Annotated in this window: 20 protein-coding genes; 13 read left to right on the forward strand and 7 right to left on the reverse strand. The window is 73.0% G+C overall.

The features are described 5' to 3' along the window. Positions 1-20 precede the first annotated feature (20 nt). Positions 21-1,847 (reverse strand): serine/threonine protein kinase, encoded by a 1,827-nt coding sequence (locus ACFPZN_RS32525; protein WP_378286113.1) that lies wholly within the window; start codon positions 1,845-1,847, stop codon positions 21-23. Between the two features lie 278 nt (positions 1,848-2,125). Between ACFPZN_RS32525 and ACFPZN_RS32530 the strand changes: the two genes are divergently transcribed. Together ACFPZN_RS32530 and ACFPZN_RS32535 are read left to right on the forward strand one after the other, a co-directional pair. After that, complete coding sequence (locus ACFPZN_RS32530) at positions 2,126-2,569, forward strand: sterol carrier family protein (protein ID WP_378286114.1); 444 nt, start codon at positions 2,126-2,128, stop codon at positions 2,567-2,569. Between the two features lie 83 nt (positions 2,570-2,652). Beyond that, positions 2,653-3,288, forward strand: coding sequence for a LamG domain-containing protein (locus ACFPZN_RS32535; RefSeq protein ID WP_378286115.1), 636 nt, complete (start codon positions 2,653-2,655; stop codon positions 3,286-3,288). A 4-nt stretch (positions 3,289-3,292) separates the two neighbouring features. On the opposite strand, the gene ACFPZN_RS32540 is transcribed toward ACFPZN_RS32535, so the two are convergent. Then, the gene (locus ACFPZN_RS32540; RefSeq protein WP_378286116.1) at positions 3,293-3,676 is read right to left on the reverse strand and encodes a hypothetical protein; all 384 of its coding nucleotides are present in this window, start codon (positions 3,674-3,676) and stop codon (positions 3,293-3,295) included. Between the two features lie 247 nt (positions 3,677-3,923). Between ACFPZN_RS32540 and purF the strand changes: the two genes are divergently transcribed. The 3 genes from purF to ACFPZN_RS32555 all read left to right on the forward strand — a co-directional run bounded on the left by purF (position 3,924) and on the right by ACFPZN_RS32555 (position 7,177). Further along, entirely contained in the window at positions 3,924-5,381 is a 1,458-nt protein-coding gene (purF, locus tag ACFPZN_RS32545) for an amidophosphoribosyltransferase (RefSeq protein ID WP_378286117.1), read from the forward strand. Positions 5,382-5,412: 31 nt separating this feature from the next. Further along, the gene (purM, locus tag ACFPZN_RS32550; RefSeq protein WP_378286118.1) at positions 5,413-6,441 is read left to right on the forward strand and encodes a phosphoribosylformylglycinamidine cyclo-ligase; all 1,029 of its coding nucleotides are present in this window, start codon (positions 5,413-5,415) and stop codon (positions 6,439-6,441) included. A gap of 64 nt (positions 6,442-6,505) precedes the next feature. Next, positions 6,506-7,177: a SanA/YdcF family protein gene (locus tag ACFPZN_RS32555; protein ID WP_378286119.1), complete on the forward strand. Its 672-nt coding sequence runs from the start codon at positions 6,506-6,508 to the stop codon at positions 7,175-7,177. A 72-nt stretch (positions 7,178-7,249) separates the two neighbouring features. On the opposite strand, the gene ACFPZN_RS32560 is transcribed toward ACFPZN_RS32555, so the two are convergent. Together ACFPZN_RS32560 and ACFPZN_RS32565 are read right to left on the reverse strand one after the other, a co-directional pair. After that, entirely contained in the window at positions 7,250-7,462 is a 213-nt protein-coding gene (locus ACFPZN_RS32560) for a DUF3073 domain-containing protein (RefSeq protein WP_378286120.1), read from the reverse strand. A 303-nt stretch (positions 7,463-7,765) separates the two neighbouring features. Beyond that, positions 7,766-8,875, reverse strand: coding sequence for a Glu/Leu/Phe/Val family dehydrogenase (locus ACFPZN_RS32565; RefSeq protein WP_378286121.1), 1,110 nt, complete (start codon positions 8,873-8,875; stop codon positions 7,766-7,768). Between the two features lie 108 nt (positions 8,876-8,983). Here ACFPZN_RS32565 and ACFPZN_RS32570 point away from each other — a divergent pair, with 108 nt between their 5' ends. Next, positions 8,984-9,817: a DUF8083 family protein gene (locus ACFPZN_RS32570; RefSeq protein WP_378286122.1), complete on the forward strand. Its 834-nt coding sequence runs from the start codon at positions 8,984-8,986 to the stop codon at positions 9,815-9,817. Positions 9,818-10,088: 271 nt separating this feature from the next. After that, positions 10,089-10,292: a developmental transcriptional regulator BldC gene (gene bldC / locus ACFPZN_RS32575; protein ID WP_012850682.1), complete on the forward strand. Its 204-nt coding sequence runs from the start codon at positions 10,089-10,091 to the stop codon at positions 10,290-10,292. A gap of 1,151 nt (positions 10,293-11,443) precedes the next feature. Here bldC and ACFPZN_RS32580 read toward each other — a convergent pair. Continuing rightward, positions 11,444-12,169 (reverse strand): TetR/AcrR family transcriptional regulator, encoded by a 726-nt coding sequence (locus ACFPZN_RS32580; protein ID WP_378286123.1) that lies wholly within the window; start codon positions 12,167-12,169, stop codon positions 11,444-11,446. Positions 12,170-12,481: 312 nt separating this feature from the next. Between ACFPZN_RS32580 and ACFPZN_RS32585 the strand changes: the two genes are divergently transcribed. From ACFPZN_RS32585 to ACFPZN_RS32600, 4 genes are all read left to right on the forward strand, one after another. Then, entirely contained in the window at positions 12,482-13,582 is a 1,101-nt protein-coding gene (locus ACFPZN_RS32585; protein WP_378286124.1) for a LacI family DNA-binding transcriptional regulator, read from the forward strand. Positions 13,583-13,726: 144 nt separating this feature from the next. Beyond that, positions 13,727-13,963 (forward strand): hypothetical protein, encoded by a 237-nt coding sequence (locus ACFPZN_RS32590; protein ID WP_378286125.1) that lies wholly within the window; start codon positions 13,727-13,729, stop codon positions 13,961-13,963. 84 nt (positions 13,964-14,047) lie between these two features. Next, entirely contained in the window at positions 14,048-14,893 is an 846-nt protein-coding gene (locus ACFPZN_RS32595) for an N-acetylmuramoyl-L-alanine amidase (protein WP_378286126.1), read from the forward strand. 36 nt (positions 14,894-14,929) lie between these two features. Further along, positions 14,930-16,420 carry a DUF7059 domain-containing protein gene (locus ACFPZN_RS32600; protein ID WP_378286127.1) on the forward strand — a complete coding sequence of 497 codons (1,491 nt, stop codon included), beginning with the start codon at positions 14,930-14,932 and terminating at the stop codon, positions 16,418-16,420. A 7-nt stretch (positions 16,421-16,427) separates the two neighbouring features. On the opposite strand, the gene ACFPZN_RS32605 is transcribed toward ACFPZN_RS32600, so the two are convergent. Then, positions 16,428-17,498: a quinone-dependent dihydroorotate dehydrogenase gene (locus ACFPZN_RS32605; RefSeq protein ID WP_378286128.1), complete on the reverse strand. Its 1,071-nt coding sequence runs from the start codon at positions 17,496-17,498 to the stop codon at positions 16,428-16,430. Between the two features lie 255 nt (positions 17,499-17,753). Between ACFPZN_RS32605 and ACFPZN_RS32610 the strand changes: the two genes are divergently transcribed. Next, positions 17,754-17,969: a DUF6243 family protein gene (locus ACFPZN_RS32610; RefSeq protein ID WP_378286129.1), complete on the forward strand. Its 216-nt coding sequence runs from the start codon at positions 17,754-17,756 to the stop codon at positions 17,967-17,969. Positions 17,970-18,009: 40 nt separating this feature from the next. Here the strand turns inward: ACFPZN_RS32610 and ACFPZN_RS32615 are convergent, their stop codons facing one another. Further along, on the reverse strand, positions 18,010-19,071 hold the full coding sequence (locus ACFPZN_RS32615) for a hypothetical protein (RefSeq protein ID WP_378286130.1): 1,062 nt from the start codon (positions 19,069-19,071) through the stop codon (positions 18,010-18,012). Between the two features lie 224 nt (positions 19,072-19,295). On the opposite strand from ACFPZN_RS32615, the gene ACFPZN_RS32620 reads away from it, so the two are divergent. Then, a complete protein-coding gene (locus ACFPZN_RS32620) occupies positions 19,296-20,270 on the forward strand; it encodes an SCO0930 family lipoprotein (protein WP_378286131.1) in 975 nt (324 codons plus the stop codon). Positions 20,271-20,400 lie beyond the last annotated feature (130 nt).

Below are 20,400 nucleotides of genomic sequence, written 5' to 3' on the forward strand. Positions count from 1 at the left end.
CCGGCCGGAGGTGGCACGGGTCAGCCGCGGGTGAGCTTTCCCTGGTATCCGAGCTGCGGCTGGCCGGGCGTGCTCCAGGCGTACTGGAGGGTGCCGTCCGGCTGCCGGCTGACCTGCACGGTGCCGTTCGTGCACGGCTTCGGAATGGCCAGCGCCATGGTGAGCTGCCGGTTCGTCCCCTCGGTGAGGGTGAGCGTCCCGGTGCAGTGGCTCCGCGGGTACACGGCCTTGGCGGTCTTCTCGCCCGCCGTGAACGTCACCTCGATCGGGAACGAGGCGCCCCGGGAGGGATTGACCGCTGTGCCCTTCCACGTTCCGGAGAACCCGTCGGGGACGGCGCTCACCGGACGGTCGTCGGGCGGCGCGGCCCCGGGTCCGGGCGAGCCGCCGGCGTCGTCCCGCCACTGCGGCAGCAGCACCAGCGCGATGATCGCGACGCCGACCAGCACCCCGATCGTCAGCGAGAGCGCCACGCCGAGCAGGTGGTTGCCGGGGCGCAGCCGGGTCAGCCGGTCCAGGGCGCCGGGGACGCCGCGGCGCGGCTCCTCGGGCGGCAGCGACAGGACCGCCGTGGAGTTCCGCTCGTCCTCGTCGCGGGAGGCGCCCATGCCGGGGATGAGGTGCGGCGTCGGCTCGGTCCGGTCGGCCGGATCCGCCTGGGCGGGCGGCTGCGGCCGCGGGTGGACGGACGGGATGGCCTGCGTGGCGGCGTCCTCGTGCACCGGCGCGTTCGCGGGCGGGACGGCGGCGCTCTGCAACGGCAGCGGGAAGTCCACGCGGGTGAGTTCGGCGGGCTCCTCCGGCGGCCACGGGTCCCCGCTGGACGACCCGTCCCCGCCCGTTTGCGCTCCCTGCCCGAACGACGCCGGCGCGGTGCTCGACGGCCGCTCCGGCGGCTGAGGCGGGGGCGGCGCGGCCGGTGGGGCGGCGGGGGCGGCGGGGGCGGTCTGCGGTTGCGGTTGCGGGGGTGTGGTGCCGCGTGCCAGCGCCCGTCCCTCGGCGACCAGGCCCTCCGGCATCCGCTCGGCCAGCGGGCCGGACTCGTCCAGCAGCCGTTCGAGGAGCCCGGCCGGGGTCGGGCGCCCGGCGGGGTCCTTGGCCAGGGCTTCGGCGACGATGCCCCGCAGGTATTCCGGGAACGCGCTCAGGTCCGGGTCGTCGTACATGATCCGCTGCATGACCTCGGTGGGCGCGTCGTCCCCGAACGGCGGGCGCGCGGTCACCGCGTACAGCAGCGTGGCGCCCCAGGCGAACACGTCGGCGGCCGGGCCGATGTCGATGCCGCTGAGCTGTTCGGGCGCCTTGTAGGACGGGTCGTCGGAGACCCGGCCGTTGGGGGCGGCGTCCACCGCGTCCAGCGCGGGCGTGACGGCCACGTCGCTCACGCGGGGTCCGTCCCGGCCGAGCAGGACGTTGGCGGGCTTGAAGTCGTGGTGCACCGCGCCGGCGCGGTGGATGGCGGCCAGCGCGACCGCGGTGCCGACCGCGAGCCGCTCGGCCACGGCGTCGCCGCGCGGGCCCTCCTCGGCCACCAGCTGGAGCAGGGAGGGGCCGTCGACCCACTCGCTCACCACGTACGGCCGGCCGCCCTCGACGTCGGCGTCCAGGATCCCGGCCACGCAGAAGCCGGAGACCTTGCGGGCGGCGGCGAACGACCCGGCGAACCGGTCGCGGGCGGCGGGCTCGCCGCTCAGCCGCAGGTGGAGCAGCTTGATCGCGACCTTCCGGCCGGAGCGGTCCCGGCCCAGGAAGACGGCGCCGTGCTCGCCGACGCCGAGCCGGCCGGTGATCTCGTACTCGCCGAGTCCGCGAGGGTCACCGGGCTGCAGGGGCAGCGCCTCGGCCATCTACACAACCTCCGTGTCATCCCGCCGGGGATCCCTCCCCGGCCGGCCCCCCGAAACCGTCCTCGCCCCCGGCCGGCGCGGTCCCTTTCTACCGGCTGCGCGAGCGTGCCGATGCCGTGGCGGCCGTACCGTGACCGTCGCGGCGGCAGTACCGTGACCGGCGGATGCCGGGCGGTGACCGGCGGGAGCCGGGCCGTGACGGACAGGAGCGCCCGGGAGCGGTCTCCCGGGGGTTCGGCCACGCCGCCGCACCGGGGGGAACGGTAGCGTCGGTGCCGATGTCGCGAACACCTCTCTCCCGTGCCGTGCTGGACGAGCAGCGCGGCGCGCTCGGCCTGCCGCCGCACGCCGGGTCCGACGAGCCCGCGGACCTGCGCAGGTCCGCGCTGGAGGCCGTGCTGGCCGCCCGCGACGCGGGCGCCGAGCCGGCCCGGCCGGTCCTGAGGGGGGCCGTGCGCTTCCTGCTGGACCGGCTCGCCGAACTCTCGCCGGGACGGTCGGTGGAGGTCCGGGTGCCCCCGTACGCCGCCGTGCAATGCATCGACGGGCCGCACCATACCCGTGGAACCCCCCCAAACGTGGTCGAGATGGACGCACCCACCTGGATCGCCCTGGCCACCGGCCGCCTGACCTGGGACGAGGCCCTCAAGTCCGGGCGCATCCGCGCCAGCGGCGCCCGCGCGGACCTCTCCGGCCACCTCCCGCTGCCGCCCGCCGCCTGAGGGGTTGTCCCGGCGGCCCGGCGCTGCCAGCGTGGACGGCGGACCCACGACCGCTCCGGGGGACGGCACGGAGAGGCGATGCCATGCTCATCGCACGCTGGATCTTCGACATCGACACCATCGACGGCCGGAGCGCGGCCGACGTCCAGGGCGCCGCGCCCGCCGTCGTGCTGGACGAGTCGGTCCGGGTCGTCCCGGGCCGGGACGGCGAGGCGCTGGCGTTCGACGGGCGCGCGCAGGCCGTGATCCCCGCCGCGCCGCAGCTCGTTCTCAGCCAGGTGTTCGGGTTCGCGCTGGCCTTTTTCGTGAACGTGACCGCGCCCCCGGACGGCGAGTGGCGCGGCCTGCTCTACAAGCCGGTGGGCGAGAACGACGCCCGCGGCGTCGGCATGTGGCTCTACCCGGACGCGATGCGGGTCCGCGGGCAGGTGTTCACCGCCAAGGGCCCCGACTACGTCGACAGCCGCACGTCCCTGCGGGTGGGTGAGTGGACGCATGTGGCGTTCGTCGCGGACGCCGACGGCATGTACCTCTACATTGACGGGCGGCTCGACGTGGGCGTCCCGCTGGAGCACGAGGTGGTGCCGCCGTACGGGCCGATCTACCTGGGCGGCCAGCCCGACCGCCCCGGCTTCACGGGACTGCTCGACGATCTGCGGGTGTACGCCTCGGCGCTGGACGCCGGCACCGTCCAGGCCCTGGCCCGCCCCCCGTCCTGACCTTCTACGGGGCCGCGGGATCGGTCGCGGCCCGGGTGAAGGGGAACTCCCGCTCCACACAGCGCTGGCGGGCCGCGTCGTCGGGGTACCGGGCCGGATTCCCGCACCCCGCCACCTTGATCACCAGCCAGGCGGTCAGGCCGAGCGTCGCCACCGACGCCGCGATCCCGACCACCGCCATCACGATCACGCCCCGGCGTCCCGGCGCCCCAGGGCCGGTCGCGGGCGGCGGCCACGCGTCCGGCGGCGCCCACGCGGCGGACGCCCTGGACCGGGCCTGGACCAGGGCGATGATCCCCACCACCAGCCCCGCCAGCGCCAGCAGGATCCCCAGCCCGCAGATCAGCAGCGTCGGCACGGACAGCAGCCCGAGCACGAGCGAGGTCACCGCCGGGCCCCTGCCGCGCGGCTTCGGAGGCGGTCCCTGCCGCGGCGGCGGTGGCGGGTAGGGCCGGCTCCCCGGCGTCGTCATGCGCGCTCCCGTGATCTCCCGTCGTGGACGTCCGCGTCCCCGCGGCGGACGTCCGGGTCAAGGGTGGCGCGCCCGGTCGCCGCGGCCCCGTACCGCCGGGTAAAGGTCCTTCCAGGAGATCCGCCGATCGGAGCAGGTGAGGCGGGCATCTAGACTGGCGGGCGTGCCTCTCGGTGATGGACGTTTGAGCCACGACATCGATCCCTCTGACCGCCCCCCACAGGACGCCTGCGGGGTGTTCGGCGTCTGGGTGCCGCCTGCCGAGGCGGGCCGCGCCGAAGTGAGCAAGCTCACCTACTACGGCCTGTACGCGCTGCAGCACCGCGGCCAGGAGTCCGCGGGCATCGCCGTCAGCGACGGCTCCCGCATCGTCGTCTTCAAGGACATGGGCCTGGTCGCCCAGGTCTTCGACGAATCCGTGCTGAACACGCTGCGCGGCCACCTGGCCGTCGGCCACTGCCGCTACTCCACGACCGGCTCCCCGACCTGGGAGAACGCCCAGCCCACGTTCCGCTCGACCGACGCGGGCGGGCTGGCCCTCACCCACAACGGCAACCTGATCAACACCCCCGACCTGGCCGCCCGGCTCGACCCCGGGGTGCTGACCGCCAGCACCGACACCGAGGTCCTGACCGCGCTGCTGGCCACCCACCCCGGCGGCGACCCGATGGCGGCCGCCCGCGAGATCCTCCCGGTCGTGCGCGGCGCCTACTCCCTGGTCTTCATGAACGAGGGCACCCTGTACGCCGCCCGCGACCCCGAGGGCATCCGGCCGCTGGTGCTGGGCCGCTTCGAGGACGTCGGCTGGGTCGTCGCGTCCGAGACCGCCGCCCTCGACATCGTCGGCGCCCGGTTCGTCCGGGAGATCGAGCCCGGCGAGCTGATCGCGATCGACGGCGGCGGCGTCCGGTCCGAGCGGTTCGCCGAGCCGCGGCCCAAGGGCTGCCTGTTCGAGTACGTCTACCTGGCCCGTCCCGACACCACCATCGCGGGCCGCAGCGTCCAGGCGACCCGGGTCGAGGTGGGCCGGCGGCTGGCCCGCGAGCACCCGGTCGAGGCCGACCTGGTCATCCCGACGCCCGAGTCGGGCACCCCGGCCGCGATCGGCTACGCCGAGGCGTCCGGGATCCCCTACGGGCAGGGGCTGGTGAAGAACTCCTACGTCGGCCGCACGTTCATCCAGCCGTCCCAGACCATCCGCCAGCTCGGCATCCGCCTCAAGCTCAACCCGCTGCGCGAGGCGATCGAGGGGAAGCGGCTGATCGTGGTGGACGACTCGATCGTCCGCGGCAACACCCAGCGCGCCATCGTGGGGATGCTGCGGGACGCCGGGGCCGCCGAGGTCCATGTGCGGATCTCCAGCCCGCCGGTGGCCTGGCCGTGCTTCTACGGCATCGACTTCGCCAGCCGCGCCGAGCTGATCGCCGGGAACCTGTCGGTCGAGGAGATCCGCGACTCCCTCGGCGCCGACTCGCTCGGCTACATCTCGCTGGACGAGCTGATCGCCGCCTCCCAGATCCCCAAGGACAACCTGTGCCGGGCCTGCTTCGACGGGAAGTACCCGATCCCGGTCGACGAGGGCGCGCGGGGCAAGCACCTCCTGGAGCCGTCCAGAACGTGAACACCAAGGAAGGCAGGGGAACGGAACGGCGATGAGCACCTCCTACGAGGCGGCCGGGGTCGACATCGCGGCGGGCGAACGCGCCGTCGAGCTGATGAAGTCCAGGGTCGCCCGGGCCCGGCGGCCCGAGGTCGTGGACGACGCCAGCGGCTTCGCCGGCCTGTTCGACGCCTCCGCCCTGCTGCGCTACCGGCGCCCGCTGCTGGCGACGTCCACCGACGGCGTCGGCACCAAGGTCGACCTGGCCCGGCGGCTGGGGATCTACGACACCGTCGGCCACGACCTGGTCGGCATGGTGATCGACGATCTCGCGGTGTGCGGGGCCGAGCCGCTGTTCATGACCGACTACATCGCGTGCGGCAAGGTCGTCCCGGAGCGCATCGCCGACATCGTGGGCGGCATCGCCGACGCCTGCGCGCTGGCGGGCTGCGCCCTGGTCGGCGGCGAGACCGCCGAGCACCCCGGCCTCCTGGCGCCCGACGAGTTCGACCTCGCGGGCGCCGGGACGGGCGTCGTGGAGGCCGACGGGCTGCTGGGGCCGGGCCGCGTCCGGGCCGGGGACGCCGTCCTGGCGATGGCGTCCTCGGGCATCCACTCCAACGGGTACTCACTCGTCCGCCACATCCTCGCCACCACCGACCTGACCCTGGAGTCGCGGCCGGCGGAGCTGGGCCGTCCGCTCGGCGAGGAACTGCTCACCCCGACCCGCATCTACTCCCAGGACTGCCTGGCCCTCGCCCGGGCCGGCGGCGTGCACGCGTTCGCGCACATCACCGGCGGCGGGCTGGAGAGCAACCTGGCCCGTTCGCTGCCCGGCTCGCTCGACGCCGTCCTCGACCGCGCGTCGTGGACGGTGCCGCCGCTCTTCGAGGTGCTCCGCGCGTACGGGGACGTGGCCCGGGCCGACATGGACACGACGTTCAACATGGGCGTGGGCATGGCCGCCATCGTGGCCGCCGACGCCGCCGACGCGGCGCTGCGCCTGCTGGAGGAGCGCGGCGTGCCCGCCTGGCGGCTCGGCGAGATCGTCCCCGGTACCGGCACGGCCAGGTTCTCCTGACCCGGCCCCGAGCGCGTCGCTCGGGGCCGGGAACTCCGGCATGAGATCGGACGTCCCTGACATTGTGATCAGACGTCTGCCGCGGCCGTCGCGGCGCTGGGCCGGGCCGCTGCTCGTCCTGGCCGCGCTGGCCGCCTACGCCGTCACGGCCCCGATGGGCTGGGCGTACGCGGACACGGCCCGCTACCGACACACCGCGGCGGACGTGCCGCCGAGCCCGGTGGCGCTGGTGCTGGGCGCCGGGATCCGCGGCGACCAGCCGTCGATCTTCCTGGCCCGCCGCCTCGAACTGGCCAGAGATCTCTATCAGCGGGGCAAGGTCAAAGTCATTCTCGTGTCGGGCGACAACCGGGTCGCGGGCTACGACGAGCCGACCGTGATGCGCGACCACCTGGTCGCCGCCGGGGTCCCCGACCGCAAGATCGTCCGCGATTTCGCCGGCCTGGACACCTGGGACTCCTGCACCCGCGCCAAGCGGATCTTCGGGGTGCAGCGGCTCACCGTCGTGACCCAGGGCTTCCACCTGCCCCGCGCCGTCGCCCTCTGCCGCGCCGCCGGCCTGGACGCGCGAGGCGTCGGCGACCCCAGCCCCCGCACGATGCCCGGCACCACCATCGGCTACGGCCGCGAACCCCTCGCGATGCTCAAGGCGATGACCAGCCTCGCCACCCGCCCGGACCCGGCCCACCTGGGCCGCGCGGAACCCGGCGTCCACGACGCCCTGGCCGCCCGCTGACCGCCCTCCAGGGCGGAAAAAACGCCACCGCCCGCGCGTGAATCGGCGGGCGGTGGCGTGGTGGCCTGGCGATCAGCCGGAGGTGCCGTCCTTGCGATCCTCGGGGCCGTCGTCGGCGTAGTCGGCGTACTTCTCGGCGAGCTCGTCGTAAGCGTCGTAGTCGTCGCCGGCGGGGTCAGGGACTCCCAGTTCGCCTTTCAGGCGGTCGAGGTCCGTGTTGCCGCTCTGGTACTTGAGCTGGCGGGCAACCTTCACCTGCTTGGCCTTGGCTCGGCCGCGACCCATTGGCTCGACCCCCTCGATGGTCAGGGCTTTCGTGGGCCCATCAACGCGCGCGTGTACCACACGAACCGATGCCTGATGAGCCATGCGTCAGTCACGGATACAACCGTACCCGTTTTGCGCCCGGCTCGGTACATCGTCAGTCCGTGGCGGCATGCTCGTTGCGGAGAACACCAGTGTATCCGCTGCGCAAGGGTCTTCTCGCTCCGGACGACGCGCCACCAAACGGACGCCCGGCCGGGTCGGTCGAGGTCCGGACGCGTCGCGGGACCGGGACACACGCGGCCCGCGACGCGTCCGCGACGATCACAGCCAGATGCCGCGCAACCGTCCTATGTCGGACATCCGGCGCTCGGCGAGACGGTCCGCCGCCACCGCCGGAGGCACCCCCTCCTCCGCCGCCAGCGCGAAGATCCGCCGTGTGGTCTCGAAGATCTCGCCGGCCCGGGCCCGGGCCCGCTCGAAGTCGAACCCCCCGATCTCGTCGGCCACCTGGATCACGCCGCCGGAGTTGACCACGTAGTCGGGCGCGTACAGCACGTCGCGGTCGGCGAGCTGCTTCTCCACGCCCGGGTGGGCGAGCTGGTTGTTGGCGGCGCCGCACACGATCCTCGCCGTGAGCGTCAGGACGCTGTCGTCGTCCAGGGAGCCCCCCAGGGCACATGGGGCGTAGACGTCCAGATTCGCCCGTACGAGGGCGTCCTTGCCGTCGACCACCTCCACATCCGGGTGGCGGGCCCGGACGCGCTCCACGGCGGCCTCGCTCACGTCGCAGATGACGACGTCGGCGCCGTCCTCCCGCAGATGCTCCACGAGCCGGTGCCCGACCTTGCCGACCCCCTCGACCCCTACGCGCCGTCCCCGCAGCGTGGGAGCGCCCCAGACCGCCTCGGCCGCGGCCCGCATCCCCTGGAAGACGCCGAACGCGGTGAGGATGGAGGAGTCTCCGGCGCCGCCGTGCGCGCGCGTACGGCCCGTCACGAAGCGCGACTCGCGGGCCACGACGTCCATGTCCTCGCTGTAGGTGCCGACGTCGCACGCGGTGTAGTAGCGACCGTTCAGCGACTGCACGAACCGCCCGTAGGCACGCAGCAGCGCCTCGGTCTTGACGGTGGCGGGGTCACCGATGATGACCGCCTTCCCGCCGCCGTGGTCCAGGCCCGCCAGGGCGTTCTTGTACGCCATGCCGCGGGACAGGTTGAGCACGTCGGTCAGCGCCGCGTCCTCCGACCCGTACGGGTAGAAGCGGGTGCCGCCCAGAGCCGGGCCCAGCGCGGTGGAGTGGATCGCGATGATCGCGCGCAGGCCGCTGGCCTCGTCCTGGCAGAACACGACCTGTTCGTGGCTGCCGAAGCGGGATACGGGCTGGTCGGTGGGTCCTGTGCCCTTGTGGGGCGACCCGAAGACATTAGGCACGGTAGTGCCCTCCTCTCCGTCTGTAGATCAGCCTAGAGGAGGTAACACGGGGATCTCGGTGGCGCGGTGGTCCCTTTGCCCGCACCTTGGACATGTCACGATGCGGGTGTGCTTCCGTACGCCGCGTACCTACGCGTATACGAGCCGGTGACCGCCTTCCCCGAACCGGCCCGCACCCTCTGGACGGCCTACGCCGACTCCCGCAAGCGGCCCCGGCGCGTACACGCCCTCAGAGCGGAGCACCTCCAGGCCAGGCGCCGCCTCGTGGCGTCACCCCCTGTAGTCGCCCCCGAACGGGAGAGCGCGGACGCCTACGTACGCCGCTCCCACGACATGCTCTACATCTGCCCCTGGGAGACCCGCCTGCGCTCCTGGCACGCCTTCTCCCGCTTCAGGCAGGAGACCTCAGCCCTCATGGCCGCCTGCTACATGCCCCCCGACGTGATGCGGCGCGTGGAGGAGGAGTCCCGGCAGGGCACGTCCCGCCCGCACATCCTCTCCAGCACTTGGCACGTGCCACCGTCGTGGTTCGCCCTTTTCACCGCCGCCGAGCGCTGCCTGCTGCTGGGCGGCACCGCCGCCGAGCAACGCGGCCGCGGACCCGCGACGGCGGCCGCGACCCGTACCCTGATCTACGTCACCACCATGGCCGAGGCGCGGACCCGGGTGGAGGCCGCCCTCCCGTACGCCCCCGGCACGGGCCACCTGGAGACGGTCGCACGCTGGCTGGCCGCTTTCCACCCGCGCGCACTCGTCGAACTCGACTACGGGGGCCTGGTCCACCTGCTGGACGACGACTTCCTCCGCGCCGACGAGTCGGTCGCCGAGACGGGGGTGGCGCTCGCCGCGGCGGCCCGCGGCGAGGCCGAGCTCGCCACCGCGATGCGGCGGCGCCTGCGGGCCCGATGGCGCCACGTCAGGGCGCTGGAATCGGCGAACTGAACAAATTTCCCGAATCCGCGCGCGATACGACTATACGTATCGCTAGAATCACGCTGCGTGACTCGGTTGCCATGATGACGCACCGCTCCCGGTGGTCGCGGGGATGTTCCCACGCAACTCTCGCCAGGAGCTTGCTTGTCGCGTTGAGTGGTGGCAAGGTTACACGTTGTGATGTCATAGTGGCTCTTTCGGGCCATAGGGGACATCAGTGACCGCGCGAGGATCAATCGCAGGATCGCTGTCATCGGTCCACGGAGGAGAGGCCGCACACATGTCAGCACGTACGCCAGAGGCCGAGCCCCTGCTGACGCCGGCAGAGGTGGCGACGATGTTCCGCGTCGACCCCAAGACCGTCACGCGGTGGGCGAAGGCTGGAAAGCTCACGTCCATCCGCACGCTGGGGGGGCACCGGCGCTACCGGGAGGCCGAGGTGCGGGCGCTGCTGGCGGGAATCCCGCAGCAGAGGTCGGAGTAGCACACTCCGCCCGGCGAGCGCCCTCGGCACTCGCCGGCCCTACCTGGCTCACCTTGAGGGGGGACAGGAGTGCCCGGACGGTCACTGTCCGGACATCTCCTGGACGACGGATCCGGGACCACGATCATCCGAGAATCGCGGTCCCGGATCACTCAACACTGGAGTGAGGTCCCGTTCGCCTGGCGAACGGGACACCTCTTCAGAACACCGACCGGACACCTCCGGTCATCGCGCCCGGCCCTGCCACACCCAGGACCAGGCGCACGGCGGATCCCCGCTGGGGGGCGGGACCGCCAACACCGCACCACAACGGCCCAGACCAGGGCCGCGCCCGCCCGTAGGGCACACGCCACAAACCCAGCCACAACACGTCATCGCGGCACGCACCCGAGCGGTGTCACGCGCCGCAGCCGCCACCCGGCACGCCTCGTCCGCGACGCGTGACCACGCCCGGCGTGATCGCCGTGCGCCCCGTGCCTGCGCCGCGGCAGCGGCGCGATCGTGCCCCGTCCGCGATGTGCGATCACGGCTGTTGCGTTGCCGTTCGCCATATCTACCTGGGCGGTGTCACGCGATTCGCACGGCGGCCACCACGCGGCATGCTTGCGTCGAGGACGCGTGATCGCGGCGCTTGATCGCCGCGCGCCCATCTGGACGATGACACGCCTACGCTGCGGCGACGACGCGACTCCGCTAGCGACGCCTGACCGTGCCCGCTTCGTCGCCGTCCGCCCTGACTGGGTGGTGTCGCGCGGTTCGCGCTGCGGCCGCCGTGCGGCATGCCTGCGTCGGGGACGCGTGAGCGTGGCCGCTTGATCGTCGTGCGCCTCAGTCGGACGGTGCCGCGCGCCTGCACTGCGGCGACGCGATCGCGGCTCGTCCGCCGTGCCTGCTCACGGCCGCTTCGTCGCTGTTCGCCGTGGGTGGTGTCGGGCGATTCGGACGGCGGCCACCACGCGGCACGCCTCGTCGGCTTGATCGCGGTGTGCCTTGTTGCGCGACTGCACGGCTGCCGCTACGCGCTGTAGGGCCGTGGGTGCTTCGGTGTCCCGCTTGGCGGCCAGCCGAGCATGGCCTGGCAGCGGCCGCTTGATCGACTGCCTGCCTCGGTGTGCAGCTCGCACGCGGCTACGGCGCCAGGGGAACGTGGCTTAGTTCTCGTGGGCCATTTCTCGGTGGGCGAGGGTGCTGAAGAGGGCGCCTACGGACGGTTCGTGCTTGCCGGCGACGTCCAGGAGGACGACCAGCTGGTCGACCAGCAGGCGTTCCAGTGCGGGGCGGGTGAGGTCGCGGTTCTCCAGCCAGTCGAGGCCGGCGGTCTCCACCGAGGCCATCCAGGAGCGCAGGGTGATGCGCAGGACGGGCGGCGCGGTCTCCGCGTTCAGGGCGTGCAGGATGCGCTCCAGGAGGAGCCTGCGCATGCCGTCGACAATCTCTCCGACTTCGCCGGAACGGTCGGCCGGGCCGCCGCGAAGAAGGGCGGTGAAGCCCGCGGCGTGGCTTTCCACGAAATCGAAGTAGCGCTCCAGGGAAATCTGCAGCCGTTCGAGCGGCTTGCCCTCGGTGGGGGGTTCCAGGAGGTCGGCGAGCCGTTTGGCGGCGCTGCCCAGGGCGGCGAGGTACAGCTCGTATTTTCCGCCGAAGTAGTGGTACACGAGGGCGCGGGAGGCGCCCGCGGCGGCGGCGACGTCGTCGATGGAGACGTCCTCGGGCGGGCGGGTGCTGAAGAGTTGCAGCGCCGCCTCGATCAGCTCGTCCCGGCGCTCGTCGACGCTCAGCCTGCGGCGGGTCCGCGGGGCGGGGCGCTGTGCGCGGGGGGAGCCCCCCGAACGCCGCCCGTTCTTCGACTTCTCCGCGGCCACTGCACGATCTCCCACCTGGGAAGCCTATCCGAGCGCGGGACGCGACCGCGCACGGCGGATCCCCCACCGGTGAACATTCACCCCGTGTTCGATCGGTTCCAGGCCGTTTCTTTCGTCCTGTGAACAGAGAATTCCATGGTTGTGACCCAGGACACCACATACCCGAACTGCCATTGACGGCTGCCCGTTACTCGCTGTTGCGACGATTTCGGGTGAAGGCAAGGCATCATGGCATCTCCCCACGAGTGGGGAAGGCGCGCCGGCCCACCGCAGCGGGCCCGGGGCGCCGAGGCGGCAGGTCCTGCAGGCCCCCCTGGACGGAGTGCCATGTCAGCTGGTGAAGGTAGTAGTCCCCCGCGCGAGCGAGAGAAGCGAGAGAACGGCGTCCCCCTGCCGCGGAGCGGTGAGGGGCGGACGCTGCCCGTGCCCAAACCGACGATCCGAAATGTCGCGGAACGCGCGGGCGTATCGAAATCTTTGGTGTCCCTGGTGATGCGAGGCTCGCCCCATGTGAGCGAGCGGCGCAGGCAGGCCGTGCTGCAGGCCGCCCGGGAACTGGGATACCGGCCCAACGCGGTCGCCCGGAGCCTGGTGGAGGGCCGTACCAGGCTGATCGGCGCCATCGTGGCCGACCTGCACAACCCGTTCTTCGCCGAGTTCCTCGACGGCCTGCAGGAGACCCTGCACGGCGAGGGCCTGCGGATGCTGGTGGGCAGCGGGCGCTGGGATCCGCTGTTCGAGGCGGAGGCGGTCGAGGCGTTCCTGGAGATGCGGGTGGACGGCCTGGTGCTGCTCAGCGTCGTCCCCGACTCGCTCAAGGAGGCGGCGGCCAGCGTGCCGGTCGTGGTCGTCGGGGAACGCGACGTGGTCGGGGTGGACATCGTCGTGGACGACGACGAGCTGGGCGCCAGCCTGGCCGTCGACCATCTGGTGGAGCTGGGGCACCGCCGGATCGCCCATATCGAGGGGGCACGTTCCACGACCGCGCGGTACCGGCGGGCCGGCTACGAGAAGGCGATGCGGCGCCACGGCCTGACCGACGAGATCGTGGTGGAGATGGGGGACTTCACCGAGGAGGGCGGCTACCGGGCCGCCCGCACGCTGCTTTCCCTGGAGCGCCGTCCCACCGCCATCTTCGCTCCCAACGACCTGGTGGCGACGGGCGCGCTGTCGGCGGCCGACGAGCTGGGGCTGCCCGTTCCGGAGCAGGTCTCGATCGTCGGGTACGACAACACGCATCTGGCGGCGATCCGGCACATCTCGCTGACCAGCGTCGACCAGCCGCGGCGCGACATGGGCCGGGTGGCGGCCGAGCTGCTGACCGCGCGGATCGACGATCCGGGGCGGGTGGCCCGGCAGAACCTGGTCGTCCCGCATCTGGTGGTGCGGTCCACCACGGGGCCGGTGCCCCAGCCGGTGGCGCCCTAGGTTCCGGTAATGGCACGGCCAAGGCTGCTGCAACCGGCGGGTCGCGGGACGCGGCCGGCGGGTTAATGGGTGGACCCTTCGGCGGGTCGGGGGACCTCGCCGTGGGGCCATCGGAAAGGATCGCAGGCAGCGGGGGGACGGGTCGTGCGTGATCCGGAGTTGGTGTCGTGCGCGCAGCGCGCGGCGAGCGAGCTGGAACGCGCCTGGTCGGAGTGGCGGCACGGGCGCGGGCTGACGGAGCAGCTGTCGGAGTCGGTGGCCAGTTACGTGGCGCACTCGATCGACCATCCGTGGGGGCGGCCCCGCGTCGTGCTGGGCCTGAATGCCGACGAGGCCCGCGCCCTGGCGGCGCTGCTGGGCAAGGAGGATGCGCCGGGCTGATTTCCCGGACTTCGTTTGACGTACGCATGCCGGTGTGCAGACTGGCAGGGTCGGTAACGAAGTCATCACGGGGAGAGGCCATTCATGGGATTCCACCGGCGCGGCTCGGCGGCGGCCGCCCTGGCGCTCTGCCTGGGCGCGCTCACCGCGTGCGGTGGCGGCTCGCCCGCCTCGGACGCCAAGGGGGAGGGCGTCGGTCCGCCGACCGCTGGGGCGAAGGCCACATCAGGCACATCGGTGACCCGGCAGGGGGCGTCTCAGGACGGCTCGGTGCGCGGCAAGGTCATCGTCATCGATCCGGGGCACAACGGCGGCAACGCCAAGAACCCGGCGTACATCAACCGGCAGGTCGACATCGGCAACGGCCGGAAGGAGTGCGACACCACCGGCACCTCCACCAACGCGGGGTACCCCGAGCACGCCTTCACCTGGGACGTCTCCAACCGGCTGGCGAGGCTGCTGCGGGCCCAGGGCGCCAAGGTGCTGCTGACGCGCAAGAACGACACCGGCGTGGGGCCGTGCATCACCGAGCGGGCCGCGATCGGGAACCGGGCGAAGGCCGACGCCGCGGTGTCGGTGCACGCCGACGGGGCGAAGCCGTCCGGGCGCGGGTTCCACATCATCCAGCCGGTGGCGGTGAAGGGGCACAACTCGGAGATGGTGCCCGACGCCCAGCGGCTGGGGCGGTCGCTGCGGGACGCGTACCGGTCCGGCACCGGCGTCCCGTACTCGAACTACATCGGCGAGAAGGGGCTCGACCCGCGCAGCGATCTGGGCGGGCTGAACCTGTCGACGGTGCCGAAGGTGTTCATCGAGTGCGGGAACATGCGGAACGCGGCGGAGGCGGCGAAGATGTCGACGCCGGCGTTCCGGCAGCGCGTCGCGGTCGCTTTGGCGGCCGGGCTGGACGACTACTTCCGGAAGGGCTGAGCCGCCTGGGGCCTCGCGGCAGGGCAAGATGGGCGGGTGTCTGATCATCTGCGGCGGCTCGGTGCCGCGTTCGAAGGGGCGGGGTACACCGTCGGCGGGGTGCGGGCGCTGCTCGGCCCGGTGGCGGGCGGTGCGCTGGCGCGGGACGAGATCGTCCCGGCGCTGCGGGCGACCGCGGGAGGGTCGCTGCTGGAGGCGCTGACGCGGCTGTTCTGGTTGCAGGTGCCGGTGGCGGCGCCGGCGCTCGCCGGGGATCTGGTGGCGGCGGGGCTCGCGGAGGAGTCGGGCGGTGAGGTCCGGGCGCTGCTGCGGGTGGAGCCGCTCGAGTCGGTCGTTTCCGGGGCCGGCGGGCATGCCGGGTATGTGGTGTCCGATCTGAGGGTGCGGCCGGGGAGCGGCGGGACGGTCCGTCCCGATCATGTGGTGGGCGCGGGCGGCGCGTCGGCGAGCCTGGCGCGGCTCGCTGTCCACAGCCCTGTGGACAACGCGCTCGATCTGGGCACGGGATGCGGCGTCCAGGCGCTGCATCTGGCGGCGGGCCGGGCGCGGCGGATCACCGCCACCGACGTCAATCCGCGGGCGCTCGAACTGGCCGCGATGAGCGTGGCGCTGTCGGGCGCCGAGGGCGTGGAGTTCGCGGAGGGGCCGCTGCTGGAGCCGGTCGCCGGGCGCCGGTTCGACCTGATCGTGTCCAATCCGCCGTTCGTGATCGCGCCGCCGGGTGCGGGGCCCCGGTACGTGTACCGCGAGTCGGGCCTGCCCGGCGACGACTTCTGCCGGCGGCTGGTGGCCGAGGCTCCGGCGCTGCTGAACGAGGGCGGCCACTGCCGGCTGCTGGCCAACTGGCTGCAGGTCAGGGGTGTTCCGTGGGAGGAGCGGGTGGGGGCCTGGGCGGAGGAGTCCGGGTGCGACGCCTGGGTGGTGCGGCGGGACGTCCAGGACCCGGCGGAGTACGCGGAGCTGTGGCTGCGCGACTCGTGCGAGGCGGGCACGCCCGAGTACCGGGTGCGGTACGAGGCGTGGCTGGACTACTTCGAGCGGCACGAGGTGACCGGTGTCGGTTTCGGGTGGATCGCCCTGCGGCGTACGGGATCGGAGCGTCCCGTGACGCGGGTGGAGGAGTTGCGGCACGCGGTCGAGGAGCCCGTGGGCGCGTACGCGGGCGCGGTCCTGGACGGTCTCGCCGCAGCCCGGGAGTTTTCCACAGGCTGTGGACAGGGTGGGGTGTTCGAGCGGCGGCTGCGGACGGCGGACGGTGTCGTCCAGGAGCAGATCGGCCCGCCCGGCGCCGAGGACCCCGAACGCATCCTCCTCCGCCAGAACGGCCGGCTGCGCCGCGTGGCCGGCGTCGGCACGGTCGAGGCGGCGCTGGCCGGGGTCTGCGACGGGACGCTCCCGCTGGGGCCGCTGCTGGACGCCATCGCCCAGCTCACCGGTCTCGACGCGGACCAGGTGCGGGCGCACGCGCGGGCCGTCCTCCCGGAACTGGTCGCCGACGGCTTCTTCGAACTCGTCCCCGAGGACTGACGGGCCGTCAGCGGCGGGCGGCGTCCAGCGTGGGGAAGGCGCTGCCGCGCAGCCGGCGGGCCAGGTCGCGGTGGACGCGGCGGGCCCAGAACGGCCCCTCGTAGATCATCGCCGTGTACGCCTGGACGAGCGTGGCCCCGGCCCGGATGCGCTCCCAGGCGTCGTCGGCGTCCTCCACCCCGCCGACCGAGATCAGCACCAGCCGGTCGCCGGTGCGCGCCCGCAGCCTGCGCAGCACCTCGACCGAACGCCGCTTCAGGGGCGCGCCCGACAGCCCGCCCGCCTCCTTCACCAGCTCCGCGGGGCTGTCGAGGCCCTCGCGGCCGATGGTGGTGTTGGCGGCGATGATCCCGTCGAGGCCGAGTTCGAGGGCGAGGTCGGCGACCGCGTCCACGTCGTCGTCCGCCAGATCGGGGGCGATCTTGACCAGCAGCGGGACGTGCCGCCCGGCGGCCCGTCCGGACGCCTCGCGGACCGCCGCCAGCAGCGGCCGCAGGTGCTCGACGGCCTGCAGGTTCCGCAGGCCGGGCGTGTTCGGCGAGCTGACGTTGACGACGAGGTAGTCGGCGTACGGGGCGAGCCGTTCGGTGCTGAGCACGTAGTCGCCGACCGCCTCCGCCTCCGGGACGGCCTTGGTCTTGCCGATGTTCACCCCGACGATCGTGCCGGGACGCCGCGCGCGGAGCCGCCGCAGCGCCGCCTCCGAGCCCTCGTTGTTGAACCCCATCCGGTTCACGATCGCCCGGTCGCGGGGCAGCCGGAAGAGCCGGGGCCGCGGGTTGCCGGGCTGCGGCCGTCCCGTCACGGTCCCGATCTCGACGTGCCCGAACCCGAACGCGCCCACGGCGTCGTAGACCAGGGCGTCCTTGTCGAAGCCGGCCGCGAGCCCGACCGGGCCCGGGAACTCCAGGCCCATCGCCCGTACGGTCAACGCCGGGTCGTGGGGCGCCAGGGCCCGCCGGAGCAGCGGGGCGGCGCCGGGCACCGCCTGGATCGCGCGCAGTGCGCGCATCGTGAGGTGGTGCGCGGTCTCGGCCGGGATCCGGGAGATGACCAGTGAGAACAGGAGTCTGTACATCGGCCCCGATTCTGTCAGCACCGATATTCGTTTGAGGCGCCGGGGCGGCGCGTCCTAACCTGGCCGCATGCTGACCAATACGGCCGTCCTCCTGTGGCGGCACGTGCCCAAGCGCATCTACCGCGACCGCTCCGCGGCCGGGCCCATCCGGTAAGGGACCGAAGGACGCCGATCCAGTCGGGGCCGCCGGTTTCCGTGCCGGACGTGGGTGCACGCAGGTTCATCGCACACACCCAGCCGAACGGGAGTACAGGCATGGCCAGGAGCAAGAACGGCATGCTCGGCGTGGGCGGCCAGCGCAGGAACATCTCGCGCAAGGCGCTGCGCGGCGAGGGCGGGCCGTCCTCGCAGGGCCGCAAGGACGCCGCCGCCCAGAAGAAGGAGCTGCTGGAGCGGATGCGCGCCCGCAACGCCGCCGCCGAGACCGGGGCGAGCGATTCCGGGCAGGACAACGACACGAGCGAGAGCTGACCGAAGTGGCGGGCCGCCGCCCCGGTGATGATCACCGGGTTCAGCCGCGGAAGGCGCGCCGCAGCTGGAGCCGGACGTCGCGGCCCGCGTCCCGGACGGGGGCCAGCACGCTCCGCCGCGCCCAGCGCGCCGGGTCGCGGACGGAGACCCGCCAGACGGCCCGCGAGCCCCTCCCGACCGGGACGAGCAGCGCGTCCTTGACCCAGCGGGACGGCGCCACCACCCCGTTCGTCCACAGGAAGCGCCCGGCCAGGCCGATCGGCCGGAGCAGGTAGCGGTACACGAAGAGCGCGGGGATGACGAACAGGATCCGCGCGACCCAGTACAGCAGCCGCCCGAGCATCCGCCAGGCCCACACCAGCGCGCCCGCGAAGATGGCCGCCAGGGCCGCGACGCCGGTTCCCGCCGTCCGGCCGAGCCAGGCCAGGCCGAGCAGCGGCGGGCGCAGCACGTACCGCCACAGCGCAACCGCCGGCACCACCACGAGCACGCTGAGCAGGAACATCAGCCCGGCGCCGACGCCCTTGGCCGCCCACACCAGACCCGCCCAGAGGGCGACGAGGGGACGCGCGACGACCAGCTCCAGCAAGCGCAGCACCCCCGAACCCAGCCACGCCAGCCCCGAGCCCAGCACGGACCCGATGGCGGCCAGCAGCCGGACGACCGGGGCCACGAAGATCGAGTAGAACCAGCGCGCCAGCCGTCCCGAGCCCCGCCCGAACAGCCGCAGCCCCCCGAGCATGACGACGACGGCCACCCAGCGAAGAGGGATGTAAACGGCGTACGTCCACAGCCAGACCAGACCAGACCAGAGCGCGACGGCCCCCTGCCCGATCACGCGGACGACCGGGTGCAGCAGCGCCATGTACGCGGCCAGCAGGAACCGCCCGACCCCTCGGGGTGTCCGCTTCAGGCCACGGAAGAGCAGCGCGACGAGGTCGTACACCAGTCGCAGCGGCAGCACGACCACCACGGCCACCACCCGGGCCGGGACGACGATCCAGGCCGGGCCGGTCGCCGCGGGACGGGTCCGCGCGGCCGGCGGTTTGGTCAGGTCGACGGGCGGTGGGGGGACGTGGTCGTTCTCCGGCGGCCTGCTCACTGCTGTGCTCCCGATGGCGATCGACGCGGTCCGCGGTCCCGGCCGTGCGGGTCCGGACGCGGCCGCGTCCTTTCATGTTGGATGTCCCTTCTGTCTGCGAAGTTCCAGTAGTGATCCCGAACCGGCGTTGAACCCTCCGTCCGCGGCCCCGCGTACTGCTCGTCGATCCGGTAGAGCGGTGCGGCCGCTCCGCCTCGATCGAAGGTCCGACTTGGAGGACAGACATGGAATTCCCACGGTGGGCCCTACCGGTGGCCGCCGTTCTGACCACGTCGGGGGTCTTCCTCACGGCCTGTGGGCAGGAGCCGGCGGGCACCCTGAACTCGGGGGCGGGGTCGCGGCAGAGCCCGGCCGCCGACCCGTCGGACGATCCGTCCGATCCGCCGCCCGCGCAGCCGGCCACGCTGGAGGCCGCCGACGTCGAGCGGATCGGGCGGGTGGTCACCGACAAGGAGGGTCGGACGCTCTACCGCTTCGACAAGGACACCGCGCGGCCGCCGGCGTCCAACTGCACCGACCAGGCGTGCGCGGAGGCGTGGCCGCCGGTGATGACCGGGCAGGGGCAGATCGAGGTCAAGGGCGTGGACGAGAACCTGGTCGGCAAGGTGCGGCGCCCGGACGGCGCGTGGCAGGTCACCCTCGGCGGCTGGCCGCTCTACCGGTTCGCGCAGGACGACGGCCCCGGGGACGTCAAGGGCCAGGGCAAGAGCAACGCCTGGTTCGCCGCCGCGCCCGACGGCAAGAAGGCGACCGCGCCCCAGCAGGCGCAGCCGGACCGGAACGAGGGCGGCGGTGACCGCTGGGCCGGCTGGACGGTCGTCAAGGTCAGGCAGGATCCTCAACTCGGGCCGATCGTGACCGACGGCAAGGGCCGCGTGATGTACCGGTTCGACAAGGACCGTCCGAAGACCACCACCTGCTTCGGCGCGTGCAAGAAGGCGTGGCCGGTGGTCACGTTCACGAACTGGAAGAAGCTCAAGGTGGAGGGCGTCGACCGCGATCTGGTCGACTTCATCGAGCGCAGGGACGACGGTTCCTGCCAGCTCACCATCAACGGTTGGCCGATGTACTACTACGCCGAGGACGAGCAGCCGGGCGACGCCACGGGTCAGGGCGCGCAGAACGTGTGGTGGGTCGTGTCACCGCAGGGCAAGAAGATCACCACCGATGCCGGCGGAGGCTACGGGGGCGGCTACTGAGCACCTCACCAAGGCTCCCCTGACCTGGGGGGCCACGGCGCGGCGAGCACCGCCGCGCCCCACGGGCGAAGGCGTGGAGACAACGCGGGTCGGTCGGGGTCCGCCAGTCTCCACGCCTTCTCGTGTTCAT

Source organism: Actinomadura rugatobispora (assembly GCF_042656285.1).
In the GTDB taxonomy this organism is placed as follows: domain Bacteria; phylum Actinomycetota; class Actinomycetes; order Streptosporangiales; family Streptosporangiaceae; genus Spirillospora; species Spirillospora rugatobispora.

Coding starts and splice junctions, on each gene's coding strand:
- ACFPZN_RS32525 (WP_378286113.1), bottom strand. CDS start 1,847: ATGGCCGAGGCGCTGCCCCTGCAGCCCGGTGACCCTCGCGGACTCGGC.
- ACFPZN_RS32530 (WP_378286114.1), top strand. CDS start 2,126: ATGTCGCGAACACCTCTCTCCCGTGCCGTGCTGGACGAGCAGCGCGGC.
- ACFPZN_RS32535 (WP_378286115.1), top strand. CDS start 2,653: ATGCTCATCGCACGCTGGATCTTCGACATCGACACCATCGACGGCCGG.
- purM (WP_378286118.1), top strand. CDS start 5,413: ATGAGCACCTCCTACGAGGCGGCCGGGGTCGACATCGCGGCGGGCGAA.
- ACFPZN_RS32560 (WP_378286120.1), bottom strand. CDS start 7,462: ATGGGTCGCGGCCGAGCCAAGGCCAAGCAGGTGAAGGTTGCCCGCCAG.
- bldC (WP_012850682.1), top strand. CDS start 10,089: ATGTCAGCACGTACGCCAGAGGCCGAGCCCCTGCTGACGCCGGCAGAG.
- ACFPZN_RS32585 (WP_378286124.1), top strand. CDS start 12,482: ATGTCAGCTGGTGAAGGTAGTAGTCCCCCGCGCGAGCGAGAGAAGCGA.
- ACFPZN_RS32595 (WP_378286126.1), top strand. CDS start 14,048: ATGGGATTCCACCGGCGCGGCTCGGCGGCGGCCGCCCTGGCGCTCTGC.
- ACFPZN_RS32605 (WP_378286128.1), bottom strand. CDS start 17,498: ATGTACAGACTCCTGTTCTCACTGGTCATCTCCCGGATCCCGGCCGAG.
- ACFPZN_RS32610 (WP_378286129.1), top strand. CDS start 17,754: ATGGCCAGGAGCAAGAACGGCATGCTCGGCGTGGGCGGCCAGCGCAGG.
- ACFPZN_RS32620 (WP_378286131.1), top strand. CDS start 19,296: ATGGAATTCCCACGGTGGGCCCTACCGGTGGCCGCCGTTCTGACCACG.